A 22,261-nucleotide genomic window follows, 5' to 3' on the forward strand; every position below is an offset into this window, starting at 1 on the left:
GAGCGTAGGGAAGGAGGCCTTCACGGCACGAAATGCGGACCCCTAACGCGTGTGAAGGCCCCCTTCCCTCGGCTGAGCCGAGGGAAGGGGGCCTTCACACGTATCCGACGAGCTAGTGCCCGGAGGTGATCTCCTTGCGCTCCTCCGAAGGCTCGCCACCGATGTCGTCGACCTTGCCGTTGCCGTGCCCGTTGGCCCGGGCGCGCTCCAGCGCGATCGTCTCCTCGACCGGGTCCGGGGACCAGGTCGAACCGGCGACGGCGTGTCCGGCCGAGCCGAGCTTGTTCATCTTCTTCGGGACCGACGCGCCCTGGTACTCGAGCGGGATCGCGTGGCCGTGGTCGTCCACCGGGCCGAGCGGCTGGTGGATCTCGATGAACTCACCGTGCGGCAGGCGCTTGATGATGCCGGTCTCGACACCGTGCTCCAGCACCTCGCGGTCGGCCCGCTGGAGGCCGAGGCAGATCCGGTAGGTGATGTAGTAGGCGATCGGCGGCAGCAGCAGGACACCGATCCGGCCGGCCCACGTCGTCGCGTTCAGCGAGATGTCGAAGGCGAACGCGATGATGTCGTTGAAGCCCGACAGCATGATGACCGCGAAGAAGGTCAGGGCCATGATGCCCAGCGAGGTCCGGACCGGGACGTCGCGCGGACGCTGCAGCAGGTTGTGGTGCGCGGTGTCCTTGGACAGCTTTCGCTCGATCCAGGGGTACATCACCAGCAACCCGATCAGCAGCGGCATCCCGATCGCGCCGGGGAAGAACACCGCCGGGACCGTGTAGTTCCCGAGGTAGAGCTCCCATGCCGGCCAGATCCGCAGCATGCCGTCGGCCCAGGCCATGTACCAGTCGGGCTGTGAACCCGCCGAGACCTGCGCCGCGTTGTACGGGCCGATGTTCCAGATCGGGTTGATCTGGAAGAGGCCCGACATCAGCGCGATGATGCCGGTGACCAGCGCGAAGAACGCACCGCCCTTGAGCGCGAAGACCGGCATGATGCGGACGCCGACGACGTTGGTCTCCTTGCGGCGCACGCCCGGGAACTGCGTGTGCTTCTGGTACCAGACCAGCGCGAGGTGCGCGGCCACCAGGCCGAGCATGATGCCCGGCAGCAGCAGGATGTGGATCGTGTACAGGCGCGGGATGATCTCGTTGCCGGGGAACTCCCCGCCGAACAGCGCCCAGTGGATCCAGGTGCCCATGACCGGCACCGAGAGCACGATGCCCGACAGGGTCGCGCGGATACCGGTACCGGAGAGCAGGTCGTCCGGGAGCGAGTAGCCGAAGAAGCCTTCGAACATGCCCAGGACCAGCAGCAGCGCGCCGATGACCCAGTTCGCCTCACGCGGGCGCCGGAACGCGCCGGTGAAGAAGATCCGGAACATGTGCACCATCATCGAAGCCACGAAGATCAGCGCGGCCCAGTGGTGCAGCTGGCGGACGAAGAGACCGCCCCGGACGTCGAACGAGATGTCGAGCGTGGTCGCGAAGGCCCGCGACATCTCGACGCCCTGCAGACCGGTGTAGCTGCCGTTGTAGACGACCTCCTCCATGGAGGGGTCGAAGAACAGCGTGAGATAGACACCCGACAGCAACAGGATGATGAAGCTGTAGAGCGCGATCTCGCCGAGCAGGAACGACCAGTGCGTCGGGAACACCTTGTTGAGCTGGTGCCGCATGCCCTTGGCCAGGTGATACCGGTCGTCGGCCCACTTCGCACCAGCGCCCGCGGCCTTCTCGACCGGGTTCGTCCCCTTGGTCGGGGTGGTGAGTGAACTCATGACTTACGCTCCCAAAAGGCCGGTCCGACGGCCTCGTTGAAGTCTCCGCGCGCGATCAGGTAGCCCTCAGAGTCCACTGTAATCGGAAGCTGGGCCAAGGGCCGCGTCGCCGGCCCGAAAATCGGCTTGGCGTAGTGGAGCGCGTCGAACTGCGACTGGTGACAGGGGCAGAGGATGCGGTTGGTCCGCTGCTCGTACAGGGAGGTCGGGCAGCCCACGTGGCTGCAGATCTTCGTGTACGCGTAGTAGTCGCCGAAGTTGTAGTCCTCCTGGCCCTGACGCTTGACGACCTTGGCGGCGTCGGTCGGGCGGAGACGGATCAGCATGACCGGGTTGTCGACCCGCTTGAAGGCGGCCGACAGCGCGTGCTCGTCGTTCTTCTCGGACTCGCGGTACGGGAACACCGTCTCCATCGCGCCCGCGTCGAGGTCCTCGGCCTTGACCAGGGAGATCTCGTGCGGACGGCCGGTGTTGCGGCGGAGGTAGACCTTCTCCTCCGGGAAGTTCTTCTTCCAGCCCGAGTGCCACAGCGAGTCGCGGTTCTCGGTGTCCTTCCACGGGTCCTTGATGAAGGACGCGACCGGCAGCGCCGCGACGGCGAGGCCGAGCACACCGGCACCGGCACCCGCGGACCGCTTGATCATCGAACGGCGCGCGATGGTGCTGCGGCTGCCCGAGTCGGCGAGCTGGGCGACGATGGTGGCCTTGTCGACCTCCTTGGAACCGCCGTCCCCGCGTTCCTGGACCGCGACCTCGGCCGGGATGAACTTCTTGGTGTAGAGGATCACCCCGATGCCGAGGCTGAGCACGGCGAGCCCGAGGGTGACCCCGAGCAGCGGCGTGTACAGGGTGTACATCGTGTAACCGTGCTTGCCCGGCTCTTTGTACTCGAACCAGTGCGGCCACGCGATGAGGACCACGAACGCGAGGCCGGACAGCGCGGCCAGCACGAACCAGAGGGCGACGGCGCGCTCGGCGCGCTTCTCCGCCCGGGTCCCCTCGACCGGCCACGGCTGCGGGTACTCGACGATCTCGACCCCGTCAAGCGCGGTACCCAGCTTGACCAGCTGGTCGCGATCCATGTCCGCCAATTCCGCCTCTGTCGGCGGCTTCGGCCCTTCGGCGCTCATGCCTTCGATCCAATCCACAACGTCACGCCGATCAGCGCGGCGATCCCGACGATCCACGCGATCGCGCCCTCCGAAGCCGGGCCGAGTCCGCCGAGCGAGCTACCGCCGGGAGCGTTGTTCCCGTCGCTCACGGACTTCACGAACGCGATGATGTCCTTCTTCTCCTCCGGCGACAGCTGCCGGTCGGAGAACTTGGGCATGTTCTGCGGCCCGGTGAGCATCGCGGTGTAGATCTGCTCTTCCGTGGCCGGGTCCAGGTTCGGGGCGAACTTGCCCGAGGAGAGCGCGCCGCCGCGGCCGGTGAAGCCGTGGCAGGAGGCGCAGTTGAGGCGGAAGAGTTCGCTGCCGCGCGCGACGTCCTCGCCGCGCAGCGCGTCACCCTTCTCGGCCGGACGCTGCGCGCCGCCGCCGTTGGCCTGGATGTAGGCGCCGAGCGCGTTGATCTCGGCCTCGGTCAGCTTCGGCGGCTTCCGCTGCGCCTGGGCTTCCTGGCGGACCGCCGGCATACGGCCGGTGGAGGTCTGGAAGTACACGGCCGCGTCGCCGATGCCGATGAGGCTCGGGCCACGGTCGGTGACACCTTCGAGCTTCGGCCCGTGACATTCGATACACGTGTTGTTGTAGAGCTTCTCGCCCTCGCGCAGGAGGGCGGATTCGCCCTGCGCCTGCGCGGTCTGCGGCTCCGGGGCGAAAACGGCGTACAACCCGCCCACGCTGAGCAGCGCGATCCCGAGCGCCAGCGCGCCGGCGAACCGCCTGCGCGCCTTCGACCGCTTGCGGAAGCGGCGCTCCGTGTTGTTCTTGCTGGAGGTCATCTTGCGGCAACCCTTGCTGTCAGTTCAGGCCGATAGGTCGTGGTGGCGGCTTCGTTCACGGAAGGATGTAGATCACCGCGAACAGACCCACCCACACGATGTCGACGAAGTGCCAGTAGTACGACACGACGATCGCCGAGGTGGCCTGGGCCGGGGTGAACTTGCTCAGCTTGGTGCGGATGAGCAGGTACACGAACGCGATGAGCCCGCCGATGACGTGCAGGCCGTGGAACCCGGTCGCGAGGTAGAAGACCGTGCCGTACGCGCCGGACGGGATCGTGAGCCCCTCGTGGATCAGGTTCAGGTACTCGTAGCCCTGGCCGAACACGAAGATCGCGCCCATGATCAACGTGATGATGTACCAGCGGCGGAGGCCGAAAACGTCACCCTTTTCGGCGGCGAACACGCCGAACTGGCAGGTGAACGACGACGCCACGAGGATCACGGTGAACGGGATCGCCAGCGCGATGTTCAGGTGGAAGGGCTCACCGTGCAGCGGCGGCGGCCACTGGCCGGACGCGTTCTGCGCCTTCACGGTGAAGAACATGGCGAACAGTCCGGCGAAGAACATCAGTTCGCTGGACAGCCACACGATGGTGCCGACACTGACCATGTTCGGCCGGTTCAGCGAGTGGACCCGCTGGCTGATGGTGGGAGCTGCCGTTGTCACGCGTCGCATTATGTCCTCTCACGCATGGGGCCCGCCGGGTGGGTCCACGGCGGGTCGCGTGCGTGTCGGGTCACATCTGAACGAAAGTGGGAACCGGGCTACTCATGGGTTTACTAGATCGGCTTCGTGACCTGGTCAGGAAGCCTTCCGTACCGGGCCTGACGGTCGACACGCCCGGCGTGGAGATCGTCGTGACGGCCTTCGATCCGGCCGAGGCGGATTCCTCGGCGTTGGCGAGATCACCCTCTTGGGTCGCCGAAGCGCCCGCGATCCTGCGCCATCACTTGAAACTGCCGCCCGAAAAGGTGGCGGAGGCGGCCTCGATCCTCGCCCAGGACGGCTGGGAGCTGCGAGAACAGGGTCCCGACGGGGAGTTCGCCCTCGCGCACGCGCTGCGGGTCCAGACCCTCGACGCACTGCACTGCGCGCAGGAAAGGTCGCGGATGGCGGGGCTCGCGCAACGGCTCGGCGGCGATTCGCTGGGCTGGGACGCGCTCCAGCCGTCGGGTGCGTCCACGTGATGTCGGTCATGGCGGATAACATCGCGGGGTCGACATGACTAGACGAGGCGGAGGCGCGCTCATGGGCGAGCAGGCGATGCGGATCCTGGTGTTCAGCCACAAGGCGGAGGTGCGCGAGGCGATCATCAACGCCGTCGGCCGCAGGCCCGCCGCCGACCTCGGCCGGGTGGACTACACCGAGGCGTCCGGCATCTCCGAGGTCCTCGTCGAGATGGACGCGGGCAACGTGGACCTGGCCATCCTCGACGGCGAGGCCCAGCCGACCGGTGGCATCGGGCTGACCCGTCAGCTGAAGAACGAGATCGAGGACTGCCCGCCGATCGTCGTGTCGGTGCGGCGCAAGGACGACCGCTGGCTGGCGACCTGGTCGCAGGCCGACGCGGTGCTGGTCCACCCGCTCGACCCGCTGACCGCCGCCGAGACCGTCGCCGACGTGCTGCGCGCCCGGCGGGTGCCGGCCGTGCACGGCTGAGCCGGTGACCGCCAAGACCTGGCCGTCCCTGCTCAACCAGCTGATCGCGCGCGCGGATCTGTCCGAGGAGGACACCGCGTGGGCGATGGACCAGATCATGAGCGGGGCGGCGACGCCCTCCCAGATCGCCGGGTTCGCCGTCGCGCTGCGTGCGAAGGGCGAGACACCGGCGGAGATCTCCGGCATGGCCGACGCGATGCTGGCGCATGCCCGGCGCGTGACGATCGACCGGCCGTCGGTGGACATCGTCGGCACCGGGGGCGACCGGTCCAATTCGGTCAACATCTCCACCATGGCCACGGTGGTGACGGCCGCGGCCGGTGCCCCGGTGGCCAAACACGGCAACCGGAGCGCTTCGTCGAAGTCCGGGGCGGCGGACGTGCTGGAGGAGCTGGGCGTCACCATCGACCTGCCGCCGGAGACGGTCCAGCGCAGCGTGAACGAGCTGGGCATCGGCTTCTGCTTCGCGCCGAAGTTCCACCCGGCCCTGCGCCACGCCGGCCCCACCCGCGGTGAGCTGGGCGTGCCGACGACGTTCAACCTGCTCGGCCCGCTGACCAACCCGGCGCAGCCGCGCAGTTCGCTGATCGGCTGCGCCTACGAGGACAAGACCCGTGTGCTGGCGGAGGTGTTCGCGCGGCGCGGCATGACCGTGCTGCTCGTGCGCGGCGACGACGGGCTGGACGAGCTCACGACCACGACCACGACTTCGGTGTGGGTGGTCTCCGGCGGCGAGATCACCGAGCGGAGTTTCGATCCTTCGGCCCTCGGCATCGCGCGGGCGACCGCGGACGACCTGCGCGGCGGGGACGCCGCGCACAACGCCGACGTGTTCCGTCAGGTGATGGCCGGGAAGACCGGGCCGGTGCGGGACGCGGTGCTGCTCAACTCGGCGGCCGCGCTGGCGGCCTTCGCCGGGTTCTCCGGGTCGCTGGAGGACGATCTGGCGGCCGGGCTCGAACGGGCGGCCTCGGCCATCGATTCGGGTGCGGCGGCGGACCTGCTGAACCGGTGGATCGCCTTCGCCTGACCCCTGGGTCTCGCAAATGTCATGAAAGGGTCGTTCAGGACGTTTTTCGTCCTGAACGACCCTTTCATGACACTTCGCGACCGCTGACGCCCCACTGGACGCCGCCCCCACCAGAGAGCGCCATGAAAGGTCCTTTCCTTGCCAATTTTGCAAGGAAAGGACCTTTCATGGCATCGGCGGCCGGTCACGAAGCAGTGCTGAACCGCGCCCGGTAAGCCGTAGGCGTCAACCCCGTAGCCCGCCGAAGCTGCGTACGCAGGTTCGCAGCGGTCCCGAATCCCGAAGCCCGCGCCACCCGGTCCAGCCGCTGCTCCCCGCGCTCGATCAGCCGGCACGCCAGCGCGATCCGTTCCGTGGTGAGCCACGCCAGCGGCGTCGTCCCCAGCTCGGCACGGAACCGCCGGTGCAGCGTCGCCTGGCTCGCCGCCGCCCGCGCGGCGAGGTCGGCGACGGTGAGCGGCCGGTCCAGCCGTTCACGCGCCCACTCGAGCACCGGCGCCAGCGAGGTGTCCGGCACCGCCGGCAGCGGACGTTCGACGAACTGCCGCTGCCCGCCGTCGCGGTGCCCGGCGAACACCAGCCGCCTGCTCACCGCGTTGGCGATCTCGGCGCCGTGGTCGCGGCTGATCAGGTGCAGCCCCAGATCGAGCGCGGCCGCGCTGCCCGCCGCGGTCAGGACGTCGCCGTCGTCGACGAAGAGCACGTCCGGCTCCAGCAGCACTTCGGGGAACAGCGCGCGAAACCGTCCGGCCCACTTCCAGTGCGTCGTCGCGCGCCGTCCGTCCAGGACCCCCGCCTGCGCGAGGGTGAAGGCGCCCGTGCAGAAGCTCACCAGCCGGACGCCTCGCTCGGACGCGGCGCGGACGGCCTTCAGCACCGGCTCACTGGCCGGGCTCTCCGGATCGGGCCGGTTGGGCACGATCACCGTGTCGGCGGCCTCCACCGCTTCGAGCCCGGCGACCCCGGTGAGGGTGAACATGCCCAGGTGCATGCGCACGGACGGCTCGGCCGCGCACACCGTGAAGTCGTACCAAGGCCTGCCCAGCTCCGGCCGTCGCAGGCCGAAGAGCTCGGTCGCGACGCCCATTTCGAAGGGGTTGGAGCCCTCGTCGACCAGGACGGCGACCTTGTGCGAGGAATCTTGCGACATATGCGATTCCTAGCACTCACTCCTCCGCCGGTCCAGTGACGAGGATCGGGGCATGAGCAAGAAACCGATCGATCTGCACACCGCGCTGGCCGGGTTCGACGAGATCTGGAGCCCGCGGATCGTCGCCCACGTCAACGACTACGACGTCCGTCTCGCGAAGGTCGCGGGTGAGCACATCTGGCACGTCCACGAGAACACCGACGAGTTCTTCCTCGTACTCGACGGCACCTTGGACATCGCGTTGCGCGAAGAAGACGGTGAACGCGTCGTCACACTGCCCCGCGGCTCGGTGTTCGTCGTCCCGCGCGGGACCTTCCACAAACCGTCCTCAGTGGACGGTGCGTCGCTCCTGCTGTTCGAACCGACCGGCACGCTCTCCGTCGGCGATCGGCACGACGAGGTCCCCGCCCACGTCCAAGTGACAGTCGGACAGGAGATCTAGCCGGCGGAAAACGTCCTGCGGTACGCGCTCGGGCTGGTCCCCCGCAGCTTGCCGAACTGATGCCGCAGCGCGGCGGCCGAGGCGTATCCGCAGGCGACCGCGATGTCCTCAATGGACAGACGACCTTCTTCGAGCAGGGACTGCGCGCGGTCGAGGCGGCGCTCGGTGAGCCACCGGTGCGGTGTCGTACCGGTGGCCGCCGAAAACCGGCGCAGGAACGTGCGCTCCCCCAACCCGCTACGGCGGGCGAGTTCCGCGACGGTGAACGGCTGATCCAGCCGCCGCTCGATCCATTCGAGCGCTTCGGCGAGCACGGTGTCGTCCGGCGCGGCGGTCTCGGGCACCGGCGCCTGCACGAACTGTGCCTGCCCACCGACCCGGTGCGGCGCGGCGACCATCCGCCTGGCCAGCGTCGTGGCGGCGGCGACACCGCGCAGCTCCCGCACCAGATGCAGGCACAGGTCGACGGCGGCGACGGTGCCCGCACTGGTGAGAACGCCGCCGTCGTCGACGTACAACGCTTTCGGATCGACCTTCGCCGTCGGGAAGCGCGACCGGAACTCCTGCTCGTAGACCCAGTGGACGGTGCAGTTGCGCCCGTCGAGCAGCCCCGCGTAGCCGAGCGAGAAGACGCCCGCGCAGAAGCCCGCGACCCAGGCACCCCGGCTCGCCGCGTCGCGCAGGACCTCGAGCACCGGCTCCGGCGGGCTCGCGCTGCGCGGTGCGCAGGTCGGGACGATCAGCAGGTCCGCGGACGCCGCGAAATCCAGTCCCCGCAGACCGTCGAGCCCGAAGCCGGACCAGCTGAGGACGTTCGCGCCGCCGGGCGAGCAGACCGCGAAGTCCCAGCCCTCGATGCCGTCGGCGCTGCGATCGGTGCCGAAGACCTCGCACGCGACGCCGAGTTCGAACGGCGAGACCTGGTCGGCGAGCACCACCGCGACCTTCTTCACATCCATCCGGGCAGTGTGTCACAAGTTTTGCGGTCGATGTCATCTCTGACACTGGTTGAACGCGCACACGACGGCGAAAGTGGTCGCCATGAACAAGAACAACCCCGTGTTGCAGTGGACGGCCGCGATGGCGCTGTCCGGCACGATCGGCGCCGTCGTCCTCGAAAGCGGCGCCGACGCCCCCGACGTTGCGTTCGCGAGGAGCCTCGTCGGCGGTCTGCTGCTCCTGGTGTGGAGCGCGGCTCGTGGCTGGCTCCGCCCGTGGACGCTCAGCCGCCGCGACCTCCTGCTCGCCGTGCTCGGCGGCCTGTTCCTGGTCGGGAACTGGGTGCTGCTGTTCGCCTCGTACTCGCTGTCGTCGATCGGGGTCAGCACCGTCGTCTACCACACGCAGCCGCTGATGCTGGTCGGTCTCGCCGCGGCGTTCCTCGGCGAGAAGATGGCGAAGAGCCAGCTGGTCCGTGCGCTGATCGCGTTCGGCGGGGTGACCCTCATCTCCCTGTCCGCGCACGGCGCAGACGGCAAGCCCGTGCGGCTGGCGGGAATCGCGCTCGCCCTCGGCGCGGCCGCGCTCTACGCCGGCGCCTCGTTCGTCGCGAAGCAGCTCACGCATGTCCGTCCGCACGTCCTCGCGGCCGTACAGCTCGTCACGGGCACGATCGTGCTCGCACCCGCCCTGCTGGTCACGCCACTGCCCACGGACACCTCAGGCCTCCTGTGGCTGGTCCTGCTGGGAACCGTGCACACCGCGCTGATGTACGTGCTGATGTACGCGAGCATCGGGAAGCTGCCGACCACGACGGTGGCGCTGCTCTCCTACGTCTATCCGGTGGTCGCGGTGGTCGTCGACGTCCTCGCCTACGGCCACCGGCCGACCTGGCCGGAAGGCCTGGGGATGCTGGCCGTCCTGGCGGCCGCGCTGGCACCGAAGCGCACGCCGGCACGGCAACCCGCCCGCGTTTAGTCCTCTGAATGCGAAAAGCGGCGCCCGGTCCGAAGACCGAGGCGCCGCTTCCGGCGTCAGAACGTCACTCGTGGTTCGGGCCGGTGTGGTACTCGAACACCAGCCCGCCGATGGCGATGATGACCAGGCCCAGCGCGATGATCAGCAGCCAGATGTGGAAGAACGCGAGCGCGACACCGGTCAGCGCGGCGGCGGCCGCGAGACCGACCGGCCAGTAGCTGCCCGGGCTGAAGAAGCCCAGCTCACCGGCACCGTCGCTGATCTCTGCGTCTTCCCGGTCCTCCGGCCGCGGCTCGATGCGCCGCGCCACGAACTGCAGGTAGCTCCCGGCCAGGAAGGCCAGGCCACCGGTGAGGATCAGGGCCACCACACCGACCGGCTCGACGCCGTCCCGGGTCATCGTTCCGGTCATGTACGCGTAGATACCCGCGACGATGACGGAGAAGACCGCGACGAGGAAGAAAATCCGTCCTTCGACCTTCATGGACGTTGCCTCACTCCTGTTTCGGGCTCGAACAGCCGGGTCAGTTGGACGCGACCCGCGCGGTGCGGTCGGTGTTGAACGGGGTGGTGGTGACGGCGTAGGGCGAGCACAGTTCGCCGCAGTTCATCGCCGTCAGCGCCTCGGACGCCGTGTTCGGCTTGCCGCTCTTCGGGTTCACGGTGCCGCGGAGCTGGATGTACTGCGCGTACTTGTCCGGCGAGAGCGCCCTGACCTCGAAGTTCATCCCCGAGTGGTAAGTGCCGCACAGTTCGGCGCAGCGGCCGACGAACGAACCTTCCTTGTCGATCGAGTTCTGGAAGGTGAAGTCCTGGTTGTTCTTCTCCGGGTCCGGCATGACGTCCCGCTTGAAGTGGAACTCCGGCACCCAGAACGAGTGGATGACGTCGGCCGACCGCAGGTTGTACTGGATCGTCTTGTTCGTCGGCAGGACCAGCAGCGGGATCTCGGTCGAGCTGCCGACCGTGGTGATCTCGGGGTCGGCCTGGTTCTTGGAGTCGCTCTTGTACTTGAACTCCCAGTTCCACTGGAACGCGACGATGTCGACCGTGACGTCCGGGTTCTCCGTCTCGGCGAGCACGCGGTTCTCGGTGGTCGCGGTGAAGAAGAACAGCACGCAGACCATGATCGTCGGGACGACGACCGTGAAGATCTCCAGCGGGATGTTGTACTGGAACTGACGGGGCAGTTCCTCTTCCGCGCCGTCGGCGGTCTTCTTCTTGCGGTGGAAGATCGCGGTCCAGAAGATCAGCGCCCAGACGATGACACCGACGGCCAGCGCGGCGATGACGGTCCACGTCCACAAGGTGCGCATGTCGTGCGCCTGCGGGGTCACCCCGACCGGCCAGCCGAAGCGGAGGATCTCGTCCCCGGAACAGCCCGTCGCGGTCAGCATCACCAGCGCGGCGAGCGCTGCGACGCGACCAGCCCGCTTAACTGGGGTGCGCTCTGGATTTCCCACTGCGCCTTGCCCTTTCACCCAGAGCCTCCTCGACCGATCTTTGTGACAGCCGGAGCCTAGCCGAGTTGCGGCGCCGCGCTGACTAAGGGGTAACCCCAACACGCGTATCCCCCACCACATCGGGGTGTACACGCCCACCGGCATACTGGGCCCTTCTCCCCGCTCGGCCAACAAGAGGTGTGTGAACTAGACGTGTGCGGCCTGCTTGGACTGATCTGTTCGACCGAAGCCGACGCTGCGAGCGCCCGTGACGCCGTCGACGCGGCCATGCGCTGCCAGCGGCACCGCGGCCCCGACGAGCACGACACCTGGGCCGACGCCGAGGTGGTCTACGGCTTCAACCGGCTGGCGTTCATCGACGTCGACCACGCCCACCAGCCGCTGGTCTGGGGCCCGCCGGAGGCTCCCGAGCGCTACACGCTGAACTTCAACGGCGAGATCTACAACTACAAAGAGCTGCGTGACGAGCTGGCCGCCGGGCATGGTGCGAAGTTCGCCACAGAGGGCGACGGCGAGGCCATCGTCGCGGCGTACCACTACCTCGGCGACGAGGCGGTCAAGAAGCTGCGCGGCATGTTCGCCTTCCTGATCTGGGACTCGCAGGAGAAGGTCGTCTTCGGCGCGCGGGACCCGTTCGGCATCAAGCCGCTGTTCTACTCGGCAGGCCCCGGCAAGGTCGCCTTCTCCAGCGAGAAGAAGAGCCTGCTGGAGCTCTCGGGCGTGCTCGGCGTGCAGGACGAGCTGGACAAGACCGCCCTGCAGCACTACCTGGTGCTGCAGTACGTGCCGGAACCCGAGTCCATGCACACCGGAATCCGCCGCGTCGAGTCCGGCACGTCGTTCCGGGTGGTCCCCGGCGGTGACGTGCGGTTCACGCGGTACTTCCACCCGACGTTCAACGCGAAGCCGGTGAACAGCCAGGCCGAGGCCGACGAGCTGTACGAGCGCATCGCCGATGTGATGCGCGACTCGGTCGGCAAGCACATGATCTCCGACCCGGACGTCACGGTCGGCGCGTTCCTCTCCGGCGGCATCGACTCCACCGCGACCGCGACGCTGGCCAAGGAGCACAACCCGAACCTGATCGCGTTCACCACCGGGTTCGAGCGCGAGGGTTACTCCGAGGTCGACGTCGCCGCCGAATCGGCCGCCGCGATCGGCGTGAAGCACGTGGTCCGCACGGTTTCGGCGGACGAGATGATGGAAGCGCTGCCGCTCATCGTCTGGTACCTCGACGACCCGGTGGCGGACCCGGCGCTCGTGCCGCTCTGGTTCATCGCGCGCGAAGCCCGCAAGCACGTCAAGGCGGTGCTGTCCGGCGAAGGCGCCGACGAGCTCTTCTGCGGCTACACGATCTACAACGAGCCGATCTCGCTGGCGCCGTTCGAGAAGATCCCGGGCGGGATGCGGAAGATCATCGGCAAGGTCTCCACGAAGATCCCGGAAGGCACCCGCGGCAAGGACCTGCTGCGGCGCGGGGCGCTGCCGCTGGAAGACCGCTACTACGGCAACGCGCGCAACTTCCGCGACGACCAGCTCCGCAAGGTGCTGCGCACGTACGAGGACGGGATCGGCTTCAAGGACGTCACCGCGCCTTGGTACAAGATCTCGGAGAACTGGGACCCGGTCGCGCGGATGCAGCACGTCGACCTCTACACCTGGCTGCGCGGCGACATCCTGGTCAAGGCCGACAAGGTGACCATGGCGAACTCGCTGGAACTGCGCGTGCCGTTCCTCGACGCCGAGGTGTTCAAGGTCGCCTCGACCATCCCGCTCGACCAGAAGCTCGCGCACGGCACCACGAAGTACGCGCTGCGCCAGGCGCTGGCGAAGATCATCCCCGGCCACGTGCTGAACCGGCGCAAGCTCGGCTTCCCGGTGCCGATCCGGCTGTGGCTGCGCAACGAGATGTACGACTGGGCCAAGGGCATCATCTCGGACTCGCAGACCGACGCGCTGCTCGACAAGAAGGCCGTCCTGGCGCTGCTCGAAGAGCACAAGGCCGGGCAGCTCGACCGCAGCCGTCAGCTGTGGGCGCTGCTGGTGTTCATGCTGTGGCACGGCATCTTCGTCGAGAACCGCATCAAGCCCGAGGTGCCGGAACCCGTCTACCCGGTGAAGCTCTAGTCACGACTCCGTTCTGGCCTTCACCGGTCATCTGGTGAAGGCCAGCATGGAGGGATGGACTTCGTCCTCGTGCACGGCACGACGCAGAGCCCGGCGGGCTGGGACCGGGTGGCCAAGTTGCTCACCGCCGCCGGGCACCGCGCGATCGCGGTGGATCTGCTGACCCCGCGTGATCTGCCGGTCGAGGGCTACGCGCAGCACGCGCGAGACCAGTACGACGGCGAGCGGCCGGTGGTCGTGGCGCATTCCGGCTCGGGGGTCCTGCTGCCCGCGATCGCCGAAGCCCTTGACGCGCGGGCGCTGGTGTGGGTCGCCGCCTACATCCCCGATTTCGCCGGTGGGCGGAGCCTGCGGGACGAGGCATCGGCCGTGCTCGAACCGGACTGGATCGGCGTGGACCCGACGGCGGATCCCGCCAAGGCGTCGGAATTCCTTTTCCACGACTGCGATCCCGAGACAGAACGGCCGGCGCTGGACAGTCTGCGGCTGTTCAATCCGGCTGTGCTCGCGGCGCATCCCGCCGGGGCGGCGCCGGAGGTCCCGTCGACGGTGATCGTCCCCACCCGGGACCGCACTCTCCGGCCGGACTGGCTGCGGCGGGCCGGCCGGGAACGGCTCGGGGTCACCCCGATCGAGATCGACGCGGGGCACTGCCCGCACCTGTCCCGGCCCGCCGAACTCGCCGCCATCCTGACCGGACGCGCGTGAAGGCCCCTTCCCTCGGCTGAGCCGAGGGAAGGGGGCCTTCACGCGCTATGCCTTCAGCTCACTACGGGAGGATCGCCGCGATCTCCTCGGCGGACTCCGGGCCGAATGCCTCCTTGAGCCGGCCCAGGACGTCGGTGCGGTCGAAGGACCATTCCTGCGTCCCCACGGTCTCCAGCACCAGCACGGCGATCAGCGAGCCCAGCTGCGCCGAACGCTCCAGGCTGAGCCCGCCGTCGATACCCGCGATGAACCCGGCCCGGAAGCCGTCGCCGACGCCGGTCGGGTCGACCTTGCCGCGCTCCGGGACGGCGCCGATCTGCAGCGCGAGGCCGTCCTTGCCGATGATCTCGACGCCCTTTTCCCCGAGCGTCGTGATCCGCATGCCGACGCGGTCGAGGACCTCGGCCTCGGTCCAACCGGTCTTCTGGAGCAGCAGCTCCCACTCGTAGTCGTTGCTGAACAGGTACTTCGCGCCCTCGACGAAGGCACGCACCTGCGCGCCGTCCATGCGGGCCAGCTGCTGCGAGGGGTCGACGGCGAAGGTGTAGCCGCGCTGGCGGCATTCCTCGGCGTGCCGGACCATGCCTTCGGGGTCGTCCGGGCTGATCAGGACGAGCGACAGTTCACCGGCGTGCGCGGCGACCGGCGCCAGTTCGATGTTGCGGGATTCGGCCATCGCGCCGGCGTAGAACGTCGCGATCTGGCAGAGGTCCTCGTCGGTGGTGCAGACGAACCGGGCGGTGTGCGCGACCTCGGACACCAGCACCCCGGCCGTGTCGACGCCGTGCCGCTCGAGCCACGAACGGTAGTCGGCGAAGTCGGAGCCGACCGCGCCGACCAGGATCGGGCGCTTGCCCAGCACCCCGAGACCGAAGGCGATGTTCGCGCCGATCCCGCCCCGCCGCACGACGAGATCGTCGGCCAGGAAGCTCAGTGAGACCCGGTGCAGCTGCTCGGCGATGAGCTGCTCGGCGAACCTGCCCGGGAAGTGCATGAGATGGTCGGTTGCGATACTGCCGGATACCGCGATCCTGGCGCTGGCTGCCACCGGTTCTCCTTGTTCGGTCGGCCCCGCGGGAGCGAGGACGGCTAAGTTACCCGCAGGTCATGCCCCATACGGGTTGCTTCAGGCACGGCCATCAACACTACCGGTTGGTAGTGGTGTCCGACTGCACGATGAGTCATTAGCTTGTCGTTCGTGACCACTTCCGCGTATCACCTCGAACCGGAATCGATCGGCGAACTCATCGCCGACTGTGCCGGTATCCCGTCGTCCCTCCAGGCCGAGAACATGCCCCTGCCCCGGGAGAGCGCTCCGCCCTGGACCGTGGACGAGCGTTGTCTCGCCCAGGTCGCCGATCTGGACGCCTACGTCTGATCCGCTCCGGGCATGAAGAAGGGCCGCGACCTGGGTGAGGTTCGCGGCCCTTCTTCATGCCTCGACGCGGATCAGTGGAAGCTGTCGCCGCAGGCGCAGCTGCCGGTCGCGTTGGGGTTGTCGATCGTGAAGCCCTGCTTCTCGATCGAGTCGACGAAGTCGATCACGGCGCTCGACACGTACGGCGCGCTCATCCGGTCGACGGCCACGCGGAGGCCGTCGAAGTCACGGAACAGGTCGCCGTCGAGCGTGCGCTCGTCGAAGAACAGCTGGTAGCGCAGGCCGGCGCACCCACCGGGCTGGACGGCGATGCGCAGGTGCATGTCGTCGCGGCCCTCCTGCTCGAGCAGGGCCTTCGCCTTGCTGGCGGCGGCGTCGGTCAACGTCACGCCGTGGGTCTCCTCGGCGGTTTCGGCCTGAGCTGCGGCTGCCTGCTCAGCGGTCGTCATGGTTCTCCCTCTGGTCGAACTCGCTGCGGGTACTCGTCTTGCACATGGTCCAACACGTCGGAGTCCCGATCTGTTCCCCTCCATGGTGACATATCGCTCGGCCTGGTGCGTGGCACCGTGACGCCTGCAACTACCCTGGTGAGGTGAGGTTCCTGCGCCGTAGCACCACAGACTCCGCCACGACGGACACCGAGACGCCCGACACCCAGGCCGTCGAGGTCCAGGCCAAGGCGTATACGCCGGGCAAGGGCAAGGCCACGCCCAAACGTCGTGAGGCCGAAGCCAAGCGCCGCGGCCCGGTGGCGCCCCCGCCGACCACCATGCGGGAGGCGATGAAGCGCAACAAGGAGCTCCGCAAGTCCGCGAAGGCCGACCCGGAGTACAAGCAGAAGCAGCGCAACGCCGCCAAGGAACGCCGCGAGCGGATGATGGCGGGCGAGGACAAGTACCTGCTCCCCCGTGACCGCGGCCCCGTCAAGGCGTACATCCGTGACCTGGTCGACTCGCGGCGCAACCTGCTCGGCCTGTTCATGCCGCTGGCGATCCTGGTGTTCGTCGCGCTGATCCTGCCGTACCCCGAGGTCCAGCGGTACGCGACGCTGCTGTGCACCGTGATGCTGCTCGGCATGATCGTCGAAGGTTTCCTCAGCGGGCGCCGGATCGCGAAGATGGTCCGCCTGAAGTTCCCGAACGAGACGATCAAGGGCACCTCCGTCGGCTGGTACTCCTTCATCCGGGCGAGCCAGATCCGCAAGCTGCGGGTCCCGAAGCCGCGGGTCAGCCCCGGCGACAAGGTCTGAGAACCGGCGAAACCCAGGTCGTTAGCGACGCTAACGGCCTGGGGTAGAGTCGCGCCCATGGAGTTTCGACGACTGGGCCGCAGCGGCCTCAATGTCAGTGAGATCTCGTACGGCAACTGGCTCACCCACGGGTCCCAGGTGGAAGAGGACCAGGCCCAGGCCTGCATCAAGGCGGCGCTCGACGTCGGCATCACCACCTTCGACACCGCCGATGTTTACGCGAACACGGCCGCCGAATCGGTACTCGGCCGCGGCCTGAAGGGCCTGCGCCGCGAAAGCCTGGAGATCTTCACCAAGGTCTACTGGCCCACCGGCCCCAAGGGCCCGAACGACCAGGGGCTCGGCCGCAAGCACATCATGGAGTCGGCGCACGCTTCGCTGAAGCGCCTCGGCACCGACTACGTCGACCTCTACCAGGCGCACCGGTTCGACCGGACCGTCCCGCTCGAAGAGACGTTCCTCGCCTTCGCCGACCTCGTCCGCCAGGGCAAGGTGCTCTACGTCGGCGTCTCCGAGTGGACCGCCGAGCAGATCACCCAGGGCGCGGCGATCGCACGCGAGCTCAACGTGCCCCTCATCTCGAACCAGCCGCAGTACAACGCGCTGTGGCGGGTCATCGAGGCGCAGGTCGTCCCGGCCTCCGAGCGTGAGGGCCTCAGCCAGATCGTCTGGTCGCCGATCGCGCAGGGCGTGCTCACCGGCAAGTACAAGCCCGGTCAGCCGCTGCCCGAGGGCTCCCGCGCGACCGACGAGAAGGGCGGCGCCAACATGGTGGCCCGCTTCCTCAACGACGACGTCCTCGAGCGCGTGCAGCGGCTCGAGCCGATCGCGGAGAAGGCGGGCCTGACGATGGCCCAGCTGGCCGTGGCGTGGGTGCTGCAGAACCCGAACGTCGCTTCGGCGATCATCGGCGCCTCTCGGCCCGAGCAGGTGCACGAGAACGTGAAGGCGGCCGGCGTGAAGCTGGACGCGGATCTGCTCGCCGCGATCGACGAGGCCCTCGACGGCGTCACCGAGACCGACCCGACGCTGACCCGCTCCCCCTGACGTGGCTGAAGGACGCTTTCCCCGCATGCGATGGGGGGGAAAGCGTCCTTCACCGCGTGCGATGCGGGGAAAGCGTCCTTCAGCGTCAGTCGCCGTGCACGCGGGACTGGTACGCGATCTGACCGTCGAGGTCGAGCGCGTCACCGGGCGCGCGCAAGGGATCGATTCCCAAGCCCCGCAACAACCTGCTCGCGCCGGCGACCCGGTCACCGGTCCGGCCGTCGAGCCGCACCGGCGCGTGGCCCCGCTGGATCAGCAGGCCCTCGACGTCGTCGATCAGCCGGTACGGGTCGTAGACCTGCTGTTCAGGCATGACCACCACCGGGAATCCAGGTGTTCCCGGTGATCCTTTCGTAGACCTCGGTGTAGCGCTTGCGGGTCGCCTCGACGATCTCGGCCGGGATGGCGGGTCCGGGTGGCGTCTTGTCCCAGCCGGTCGTGGTGGACCAGTCACGGACGAACTGCTTGTCGAACGCGTGCTGCGTCCGGCCCGGCTCGTACTCGTCGGCGGGCCAGAACCGCGACGAGTCCGACGTGAGGACCTCGTCCCCGAGCGTCAGCACGCCGTCGGCGTCGAAGCCGAATTCGATCTTGGTGTCGGCGATGATGATGCCGTTCTTCGCCGCGTGCTCCGCGCCCTTGGTATAGATCTCGAGCGTCAGATCGCGGATGCGGTCCGCGGTCTCCTGGCCGATCTCGTTCACGACGTCGGCGAAGGTCATGAACTCGTCGTGACCGGTGTCGGAGATCTTCGTGGTGGGCGTGAAGATCGGCTCCGGCAGCTTGTCCGCCTCGACCAGACCGGCGGGCAGTTCGACACCGGAAACCTTGCCGTCGCGCTGGTATTCGCGCATCCCGAGACCGGTGAGGTAACCGCGCGCGATGCATTCGACCTGGATCATCTTCAGCGGCTTGCAGCGCATGGCGCGGCCGGCGAATTCGGCGGGCACGTCGGTCGTGGAAACGACGTGGTTCGGCACCACGTCGGCCATCTTTTCGAACCACCAGGCGGAAAGCTGGTTCAGCAGCGCGCCCTTGTCCGGGATCGGGGTCGGCAGCGAGACGTCGTAGACCGAAACGCGATCCGACGCGACGAGCAGAATGTCGCCGTCGATTTCGTAAAGGTCCCGGACCTTACCCGCGTGAATGTGCTTCATGCCCCGTCCTCGATGTTGTATTCGTAGAAAATCCAGTGGTCCGGCAATGCCGCCGATTCGCCGTACTCGAGTACGTCACCCTCGGCGGACAAGAACCTGTTGCGACTCAACAGAATCGCCGAACCTTCGGCCACGCCGAGTTCCGCCGCGTCCTCGGCACCCGCCAGCCCCGCGGCGTGCTGAGAATGAGTCGAGGTCAGAACCCGGCCTGTCCGGTCCGCCACGTATTTGACCGTGCCTTCGACGATCCGCACCGGCTCGAACAGCAAAGGCGCCTTGGACGCGACAGCGCCGTCGAACCACGAAACCGACGTCGACACCGGACGGCCTTCGCCCGCGTACGTGGTCCTTCGCCGCCGGATCACCGGAGCACCTTCATCGATTCCGAGCGCGCCCGCCACCCTGTCCGGCGCCGGCAGGAGGCCGGCTTCGCGGATTTTCGCGTAGTGGCCCGGCGGATAGACCTTGCCGGTTCGCGCGATCGAGATCGTCCGATCGTGCGCGGACCGATGCAGCGCCCTGGTCTGCACCACTGTCCCGATCCCGCGTACCGCGCGGACCAGACCTTCGGCGCGAAGTGTCGAGAGCACCTTCATCGCCGTCGCCATCGCGACGTTCCAGTTCCTGGCGATCTCGCGCGCGGACGGAACCGCGTCGCCTTCCTTGAGCCTGCCCGAAACGATGTCGTCGCGAATGTTCCCCGCGATCTGGAGATACGGCGGTTCGGGTCGATCGACGGCGGGCAAGGTGACTCCTCACAAGGTCGCGCGGTGCGCACAAGCGTTCTAGCACACCAATGGGCGAGCACCAAGGATCCTGCTCACACCCCATTATTACGTACTAGTACACATTCTGGACGGTGCTCTAGTACACCTGTTACTCTCCGCAGAGTTCCCGAAACCCGTTGGGGGGCTCGATGAACCATCTGAGCATCGACGAACTGCTCGAAGAGCTTCGAAGACGCCGGTGGGTCGTCTACATCTTCGGCCCCCGGGAGGAGCCGGAGGTCTGCGCCGCGGTCTTCCAGTGGGACACCTGCGCCGACGTCCTCATCCTCCGCGGGGAAGAACGGGCGAGCGCCTTCCGCGTCACCACGGTCGCCGAAACCGACGTCTTCCGGCCGGCACTCGTGTCCTGGCAGTACCACTCGACGGCCGACTGGACCCTGCGCGCCGTGCTCACCATCCCGCCGCCCGGCGAAACCGGCGCGCCGATCCAGCTGCTGCAACCACATCCGGACTGCGTGATCCCGATGGAAGCGCGCCGTCCGGTCACCGTCCTGCCCGCCATACCGACCAAGGCCGACCAGGGAGATCCCTAACCTCGGCCGATCACCTGCTCGGCGACAACGAGGTCGTGCGGGTAGGTGATCTTGAGGTTCTCCGCGCTGCCCGGAACCCACCGCACCGGCAGCGCGGAGAACCTTTCCATGCACGAAGACGTGTCCGTGCCGACGAAACCCTCACGCTCGGCCGTTTCGTACGCCTCCAGCAACGGCGCGGCGCGGAAACCCTGCGGTGTCTGCACCCTGATCGCCCCGGGCAGCGCACCGGAAACGGTGCCGCCGTCGACACGCACGATGTCGTCGGCCGCGACGCCGGGCACCGCTCCCCCATGGCGCCTCGTGTCGGCGAGGACGTCCGCGATCAGTTCCGGGGTGACGAGCGGGCGGGCCGCGTCGTGCAGCAGTACCGCGTCGATCTCGCCGCTCTCGATACGGGAAGCCATGTGCCGCAAGGCATTCAGCTCCGAGCCCTGCCGCGTCGCGCCGCCGTGGACGAGCTCGACCTCGCCCGGATGCGCGGCGAGCACCTCGTGCGCGAGTTCGGTGTCCTGCGGCCGGATCACCAGTACGAGCACTTCGATTCCGGGCACCCGCGCGAAGGCGTCGAGCGACCACGCGACGACCCTTTTGCCCGCCACCGGCAGATAGACCTTGTTGAGCTTCGCGCCGACCCGGGTACCCGCTCCGCTCGCGAGCACCACTCCGGCGGCCTTCGTCTGAGCCACAGGCAACTCTGGCACAGCCGGGTGGGTAGGTTTGGGCCCGGCCACCAAAGTGATCCGAAGGGGCAGGGCGTTGGACGACGAAATCCTCGAGTTCGCCGAAGTCGAGCAGCCTGATGAACACGCGCGTTCGGCGGCGATCGCCCTGCACTCGAAGCTGATCAAACCGGCCGGTTCGCTGGGCAGGCTCGAAGAACTGGGCGTATGGGTCGCGGCCTGCCAAGGCCAGTCGCCGCCGCGGCCGTTCACGCGGCCCCGGGTCGTGGTGTTCGCCGGTGACCACGGTGTCGCCGCGAAGGGTGTCTCGGCCTATCCGGGCGAAGTCACCGCGCAACTCGTCGGAAGCATGCTGACCGGTGGCGCGGCCATCAACGTCCTTGCCGCCTCTGCGGGTGCGAGCGTCCGGGTCGTCGACATGGCCGTCGACAGCGACGCCCCCGCGACGCGGTCGATCGGCGAGTTCAAGGTGCGGCGCGGATCCGGCTCGATCGACGTCGAGGACGCGCTGACCGACGACGAGGCGCGCGCCGCCGTCCGCGCGGGCCGGGCGATCGCCGACGCCGAGGTCGACGGCGGGGCCGACCTGCTCATCGCGGGCGACCTCGGGATCGGGAACAGCACCCCGGCCTCGGTGCTGGTCGCGGCGCTGACCGGCAGCGAACCGGTGGCCGTGGTCGGCCGCGGTTCCGGCATCGACGACAACGCCTGGATGCGCAAGGCCGCGGCGGTGCGTGACGCGCTGCGGCGGGCGAGGACCGTGCTGGCCGACCCGGTCGCGCTGCTGCGCACCGCCGCCGGCGCCGACATCGCCGCGATGGCGGGTTTCCTCGCGCAGGCCTCGCTGCGCAAGACGCCGGTGATCCTGGACGGGCTGGTCGCCGCCGCGGCCGCGCTGGTCGCCGAGGAACTCGTCCCCGGCGCGCGTCAGTGGTGGGCGGCCGGCCAGCGTGGCGGAGAACCCGCGCACGCGCTGGCACTGGAGCACCTCGATCTGGAGCCGATCCTGGACCTGGACGTACGCCTGGGCGAGGGAACGGGCGCCGTCGCGGCGCTGCCGCTGGTCTTCATGGCGACGCGGGTGCTCGCGGAGATGGCCACGCACGAGCAGGCCGGGGTGAGCGGCCCGCTGATCGAGGCCCCGGCTTCCTGACCCCCTCCGCCCCCGAGATGTCATGAAAGGGTCGTTCAGGACGTTTTT

Annotated in this window: 26 protein-coding genes; 12 read left to right on the forward strand and 14 right to left on the reverse strand. The window is 68.3% G+C overall.

From position 1 onward, the window contains the following. Positions 1 to 112: 112 nt before the first annotated feature. The 4 genes from qcrB to ctaE are packed head-to-tail and all read right to left on the reverse strand — an operon-like array spanning position 113 to position 4,404. On the reverse strand, positions 113 to 1,780 hold the full coding sequence (qcrB, locus tag AORI_RS69615; RefSeq protein ID WP_016336043.1) for a cytochrome bc1 complex cytochrome b subunit: 1,668 nt from the start codon (positions 1,778 to 1,780) through the stop codon (positions 113 to 115). Next, positions 1,777 to 2,910 carry a cytochrome bc1 complex Rieske iron-sulfur subunit gene (gene qcrA / locus AORI_RS69620; protein WP_016336044.1) on the reverse strand — a complete coding sequence of 378 codons (1,134 nt, stop codon included), beginning with the start codon at positions 2,908 to 2,910 and terminating at the stop codon, positions 1,777 to 1,779. Before qcrA ends, qcrB begins: the two co-directional genes overlap by 4 nt. Further along, the gene (gene qcrC / locus AORI_RS69625; RefSeq protein WP_016336045.1) at positions 2,907 to 3,725 is read right to left on the reverse strand and encodes a cytochrome bc1 complex diheme cytochrome c subunit; all 819 of its coding nucleotides are present in this window, start codon (positions 3,723 to 3,725) and stop codon (positions 2,907 to 2,909) included. The genes qcrA and qcrC overlap by 4 nt, the downstream gene beginning before the upstream one ends. Positions 3,726 to 3,780: 55 nt before the next feature. Continuing rightward, positions 3,781 to 4,404: an aa3-type cytochrome oxidase subunit III gene (ctaE, locus tag AORI_RS69630; RefSeq protein ID WP_076153294.1), complete on the reverse strand. Its 624-nt coding sequence runs from the start codon at positions 4,402 to 4,404 to the stop codon at positions 3,781 to 3,783. 95 nt (positions 4,405 to 4,499) lie between these two features. Between ctaE and AORI_RS69635 the strand changes: the two genes are divergently transcribed. From AORI_RS69635 to trpD, 3 genes are all read left to right on the forward strand, one after another. After that, entirely contained in the window at positions 4,500 to 4,916 is a 417-nt protein-coding gene (locus AORI_RS69635) for a hypothetical protein (protein ID WP_043848283.1), read from the forward strand. Positions 4,917 to 4,977: 61 nt separating this feature from the next. Beyond that, positions 4,978 to 5,388, forward strand: a complete 411-nt coding sequence (locus tag AORI_RS69640) for a hypothetical protein (RefSeq protein ID WP_016336048.1) — start codon at positions 4,978 to 4,980, stop codon at positions 5,386 to 5,388. 4 nt (positions 5,389 to 5,392) lie between these two features. Continuing rightward, the gene (gene trpD, locus AORI_RS69645; protein ID WP_016336049.1) at positions 5,393 to 6,418 is read left to right on the forward strand and encodes an anthranilate phosphoribosyltransferase; all 1,026 of its coding nucleotides are present in this window, start codon (positions 5,393 to 5,395) and stop codon (positions 6,416 to 6,418) included. A gap of 184 nt (positions 6,419 to 6,602) precedes the next feature. On the opposite strand, the gene AORI_RS69650 is transcribed toward trpD, so the two are convergent. Further along, a complete protein-coding gene (locus AORI_RS69650) occupies positions 6,603 to 7,568 on the reverse strand; it encodes a helix-turn-helix domain-containing protein (RefSeq protein WP_016336050.1) in 966 nt (321 codons plus the stop codon). Between the two features lie 52 nt (positions 7,569 to 7,620). Here AORI_RS69650 and AORI_RS69655 point away from each other — a divergent pair, with 52 nt between their 5' ends. Next, complete coding sequence (locus tag AORI_RS69655) at positions 7,621 to 8,010, forward strand: cupin domain-containing protein (RefSeq protein ID WP_016336051.1); 390 nt, start codon at positions 7,621 to 7,623, stop codon at positions 8,008 to 8,010. Here the strand turns inward: AORI_RS69655 and AORI_RS69660 are convergent. Beyond that, positions 8,007 to 8,969: a GlxA family transcriptional regulator gene (locus AORI_RS69660; RefSeq protein WP_016336052.1), complete on the reverse strand. Its 963-nt coding sequence runs from the start codon at positions 8,967 to 8,969 to the stop codon at positions 8,007 to 8,009. The genes AORI_RS69655 and AORI_RS69660 overlap by 4 nt on opposite strands. An 82-nt stretch (positions 8,970 to 9,051) precedes the next feature. Here AORI_RS69660 and AORI_RS69665 point away from each other — a divergent pair, with 82 nt between their 5' ends. Then, positions 9,052 to 9,927, forward strand: coding sequence for a DMT family transporter (locus tag AORI_RS69665; protein WP_043848284.1), 876 nt, complete (start codon positions 9,052 to 9,054; stop codon positions 9,925 to 9,927). 64 nt (positions 9,928 to 9,991) lie between these two features. Here the strand turns inward: AORI_RS69665 and AORI_RS69670 are convergent, their stop codons facing one another. Continuing rightward, on the reverse strand, positions 9,992 to 10,411 hold the full coding sequence (locus tag AORI_RS69670) for a cytochrome c oxidase subunit 4 (RefSeq protein WP_016336054.1): 420 nt from the start codon (positions 10,409 to 10,411) through the stop codon (positions 9,992 to 9,994). 40 nt (positions 10,412 to 10,451) lie between these two features. After that, positions 10,452 to 11,390: an aa3-type cytochrome oxidase subunit II gene (gene ctaC, locus AORI_RS69675; RefSeq protein ID WP_043848285.1), complete on the reverse strand. Its 939-nt coding sequence runs from the start codon at positions 11,388 to 11,390 to the stop codon at positions 10,452 to 10,454. Positions 11,391 to 11,582: 192 nt separating this feature from the next. On the opposite strand from ctaC, the gene asnB reads away from it, so the two are divergent. Together asnB and AORI_RS69685 are read left to right on the forward strand one after the other, a co-directional pair. Next, a complete protein-coding gene (gene asnB, locus AORI_RS69680) occupies positions 11,583 to 13,517 on the forward strand; it encodes an asparagine synthase (glutamine-hydrolyzing) (RefSeq protein WP_016336056.1) in 1,935 nt (644 codons plus the stop codon). 54 nt (positions 13,518 to 13,571) lie between these two features. Next, entirely contained in the window at positions 13,572 to 14,225 is a 654-nt protein-coding gene (locus AORI_RS69685) for an alpha/beta fold hydrolase (protein ID WP_016336057.1), read from the forward strand. 61 nt (positions 14,226 to 14,286) lie between these two features. Here AORI_RS69685 and AORI_RS69690 read toward each other — a convergent pair whose 3' ends face one another. Next, positions 14,287 to 15,273 (reverse strand): carbohydrate kinase family protein, encoded by a 987-nt coding sequence (locus AORI_RS69690; RefSeq protein WP_016336058.1) that lies wholly within the window; start codon positions 15,271 to 15,273, stop codon positions 14,287 to 14,289. A 141-nt stretch (positions 15,274 to 15,414) separates the two neighbouring features. On the opposite strand from AORI_RS69690, the gene AORI_RS69695 reads away from it, so the two are divergent. After that, positions 15,415 to 15,603 (forward strand): hypothetical protein, encoded by a 189-nt coding sequence (locus AORI_RS69695; RefSeq protein ID WP_016336059.1) that lies wholly within the window; start codon positions 15,415 to 15,417, stop codon positions 15,601 to 15,603. A 71-nt stretch (positions 15,604 to 15,674) separates the two neighbouring features. Here the strand turns inward: AORI_RS69695 and AORI_RS69700 are convergent, their stop codons facing one another. Then, positions 15,675 to 16,052 carry a HesB/IscA family protein gene (locus AORI_RS69700; protein ID WP_016336060.1) on the reverse strand — a complete coding sequence of 126 codons (378 nt, stop codon included), beginning with the start codon at positions 16,050 to 16,052 and terminating at the stop codon, positions 15,675 to 15,677. A 143-nt stretch (positions 16,053 to 16,195) separates the two neighbouring features. Here AORI_RS69700 and AORI_RS69705 point away from each other — a divergent pair, with 143 nt between their 5' ends. Further along, positions 16,196 to 16,852 carry a DUF3043 domain-containing protein gene (locus tag AORI_RS69705; RefSeq protein WP_016336061.1) on the forward strand — a complete coding sequence of 219 codons (657 nt, stop codon included), beginning with the start codon at positions 16,196 to 16,198 and terminating at the stop codon, positions 16,850 to 16,852. Positions 16,853 to 16,909: 57 nt separating this feature from the next. After that, on the forward strand, positions 16,910 to 17,899 hold the full coding sequence (locus AORI_RS69710; protein WP_016336062.1) for an aldo/keto reductase family protein: 990 nt from the start codon (positions 16,910 to 16,912) through the stop codon (positions 17,897 to 17,899). Between the two features lie 85 nt (positions 17,900 to 17,984). Here AORI_RS69710 and AORI_RS69715 read toward each other — a convergent pair whose 3' ends face one another. The 3 genes from AORI_RS69715 to AORI_RS69725 are packed head-to-tail and all read right to left on the reverse strand — an operon-like array spanning position 17,985 to position 19,802. Next, a complete protein-coding gene (locus AORI_RS69715; protein WP_016336063.1) occupies positions 17,985 to 18,212 on the reverse strand; it encodes a hypothetical protein in 228 nt (75 codons plus the stop codon). Next, on the reverse strand, positions 18,205 to 19,056 hold the full coding sequence (locus tag AORI_RS69720; RefSeq protein WP_016336064.1) for a phosphoribosylaminoimidazolesuccinocarboxamide synthase: 852 nt from the start codon (positions 19,054 to 19,056) through the stop codon (positions 18,205 to 18,207). The genes AORI_RS69715 and AORI_RS69720 overlap by 8 nt, the downstream gene beginning before the upstream one ends. After that, complete coding sequence (locus AORI_RS69725) at positions 19,053 to 19,802, reverse strand: GntR family transcriptional regulator (protein ID WP_016336065.1); 750 nt, start codon at positions 19,800 to 19,802, stop codon at positions 19,053 to 19,055. The genes AORI_RS69720 and AORI_RS69725 overlap by 4 nt, the downstream gene beginning before the upstream one ends. A gap of 170 nt (positions 19,803 to 19,972) precedes the next feature. On the opposite strand from AORI_RS69725, the gene AORI_RS69730 reads away from it, so the two are divergent. Next, the gene (locus AORI_RS69730) at positions 19,973 to 20,377 is read left to right on the forward strand and encodes a hypothetical protein (RefSeq protein WP_016336066.1); all 405 of its coding nucleotides are present in this window, start codon (positions 19,973 to 19,975) and stop codon (positions 20,375 to 20,377) included. Here AORI_RS69730 and AORI_RS69735 read toward each other — a convergent pair. Beyond that, entirely contained in the window at positions 20,374 to 21,042 is a 669-nt protein-coding gene (locus AORI_RS69735; protein WP_016336067.1) for an IspD/TarI family cytidylyltransferase, read from the reverse strand. The two genes, AORI_RS69730 and AORI_RS69735, sit on opposite strands and share 4 nt — an antisense overlap. Before the next feature lie 94 nt (positions 21,043 to 21,136). On the opposite strand from AORI_RS69735, the gene cobT reads away from it, so the two are divergent. After that, on the forward strand, positions 21,137 to 22,213 hold the full coding sequence (cobT, locus tag AORI_RS69740) for a nicotinate-nucleotide--dimethylbenzimidazole phosphoribosyltransferase (protein WP_016336068.1): 1,077 nt from the start codon (positions 21,137 to 21,139) through the stop codon (positions 22,211 to 22,213). Positions 22,214 to 22,261 lie beyond the last annotated feature (48 nt).

This window comes from Amycolatopsis keratiniphila (assembly GCF_000400635.2).
Lineage (GTDB): Bacteria > Actinomycetota > Actinomycetes > Mycobacteriales > Pseudonocardiaceae > Amycolatopsis > Amycolatopsis keratiniphila.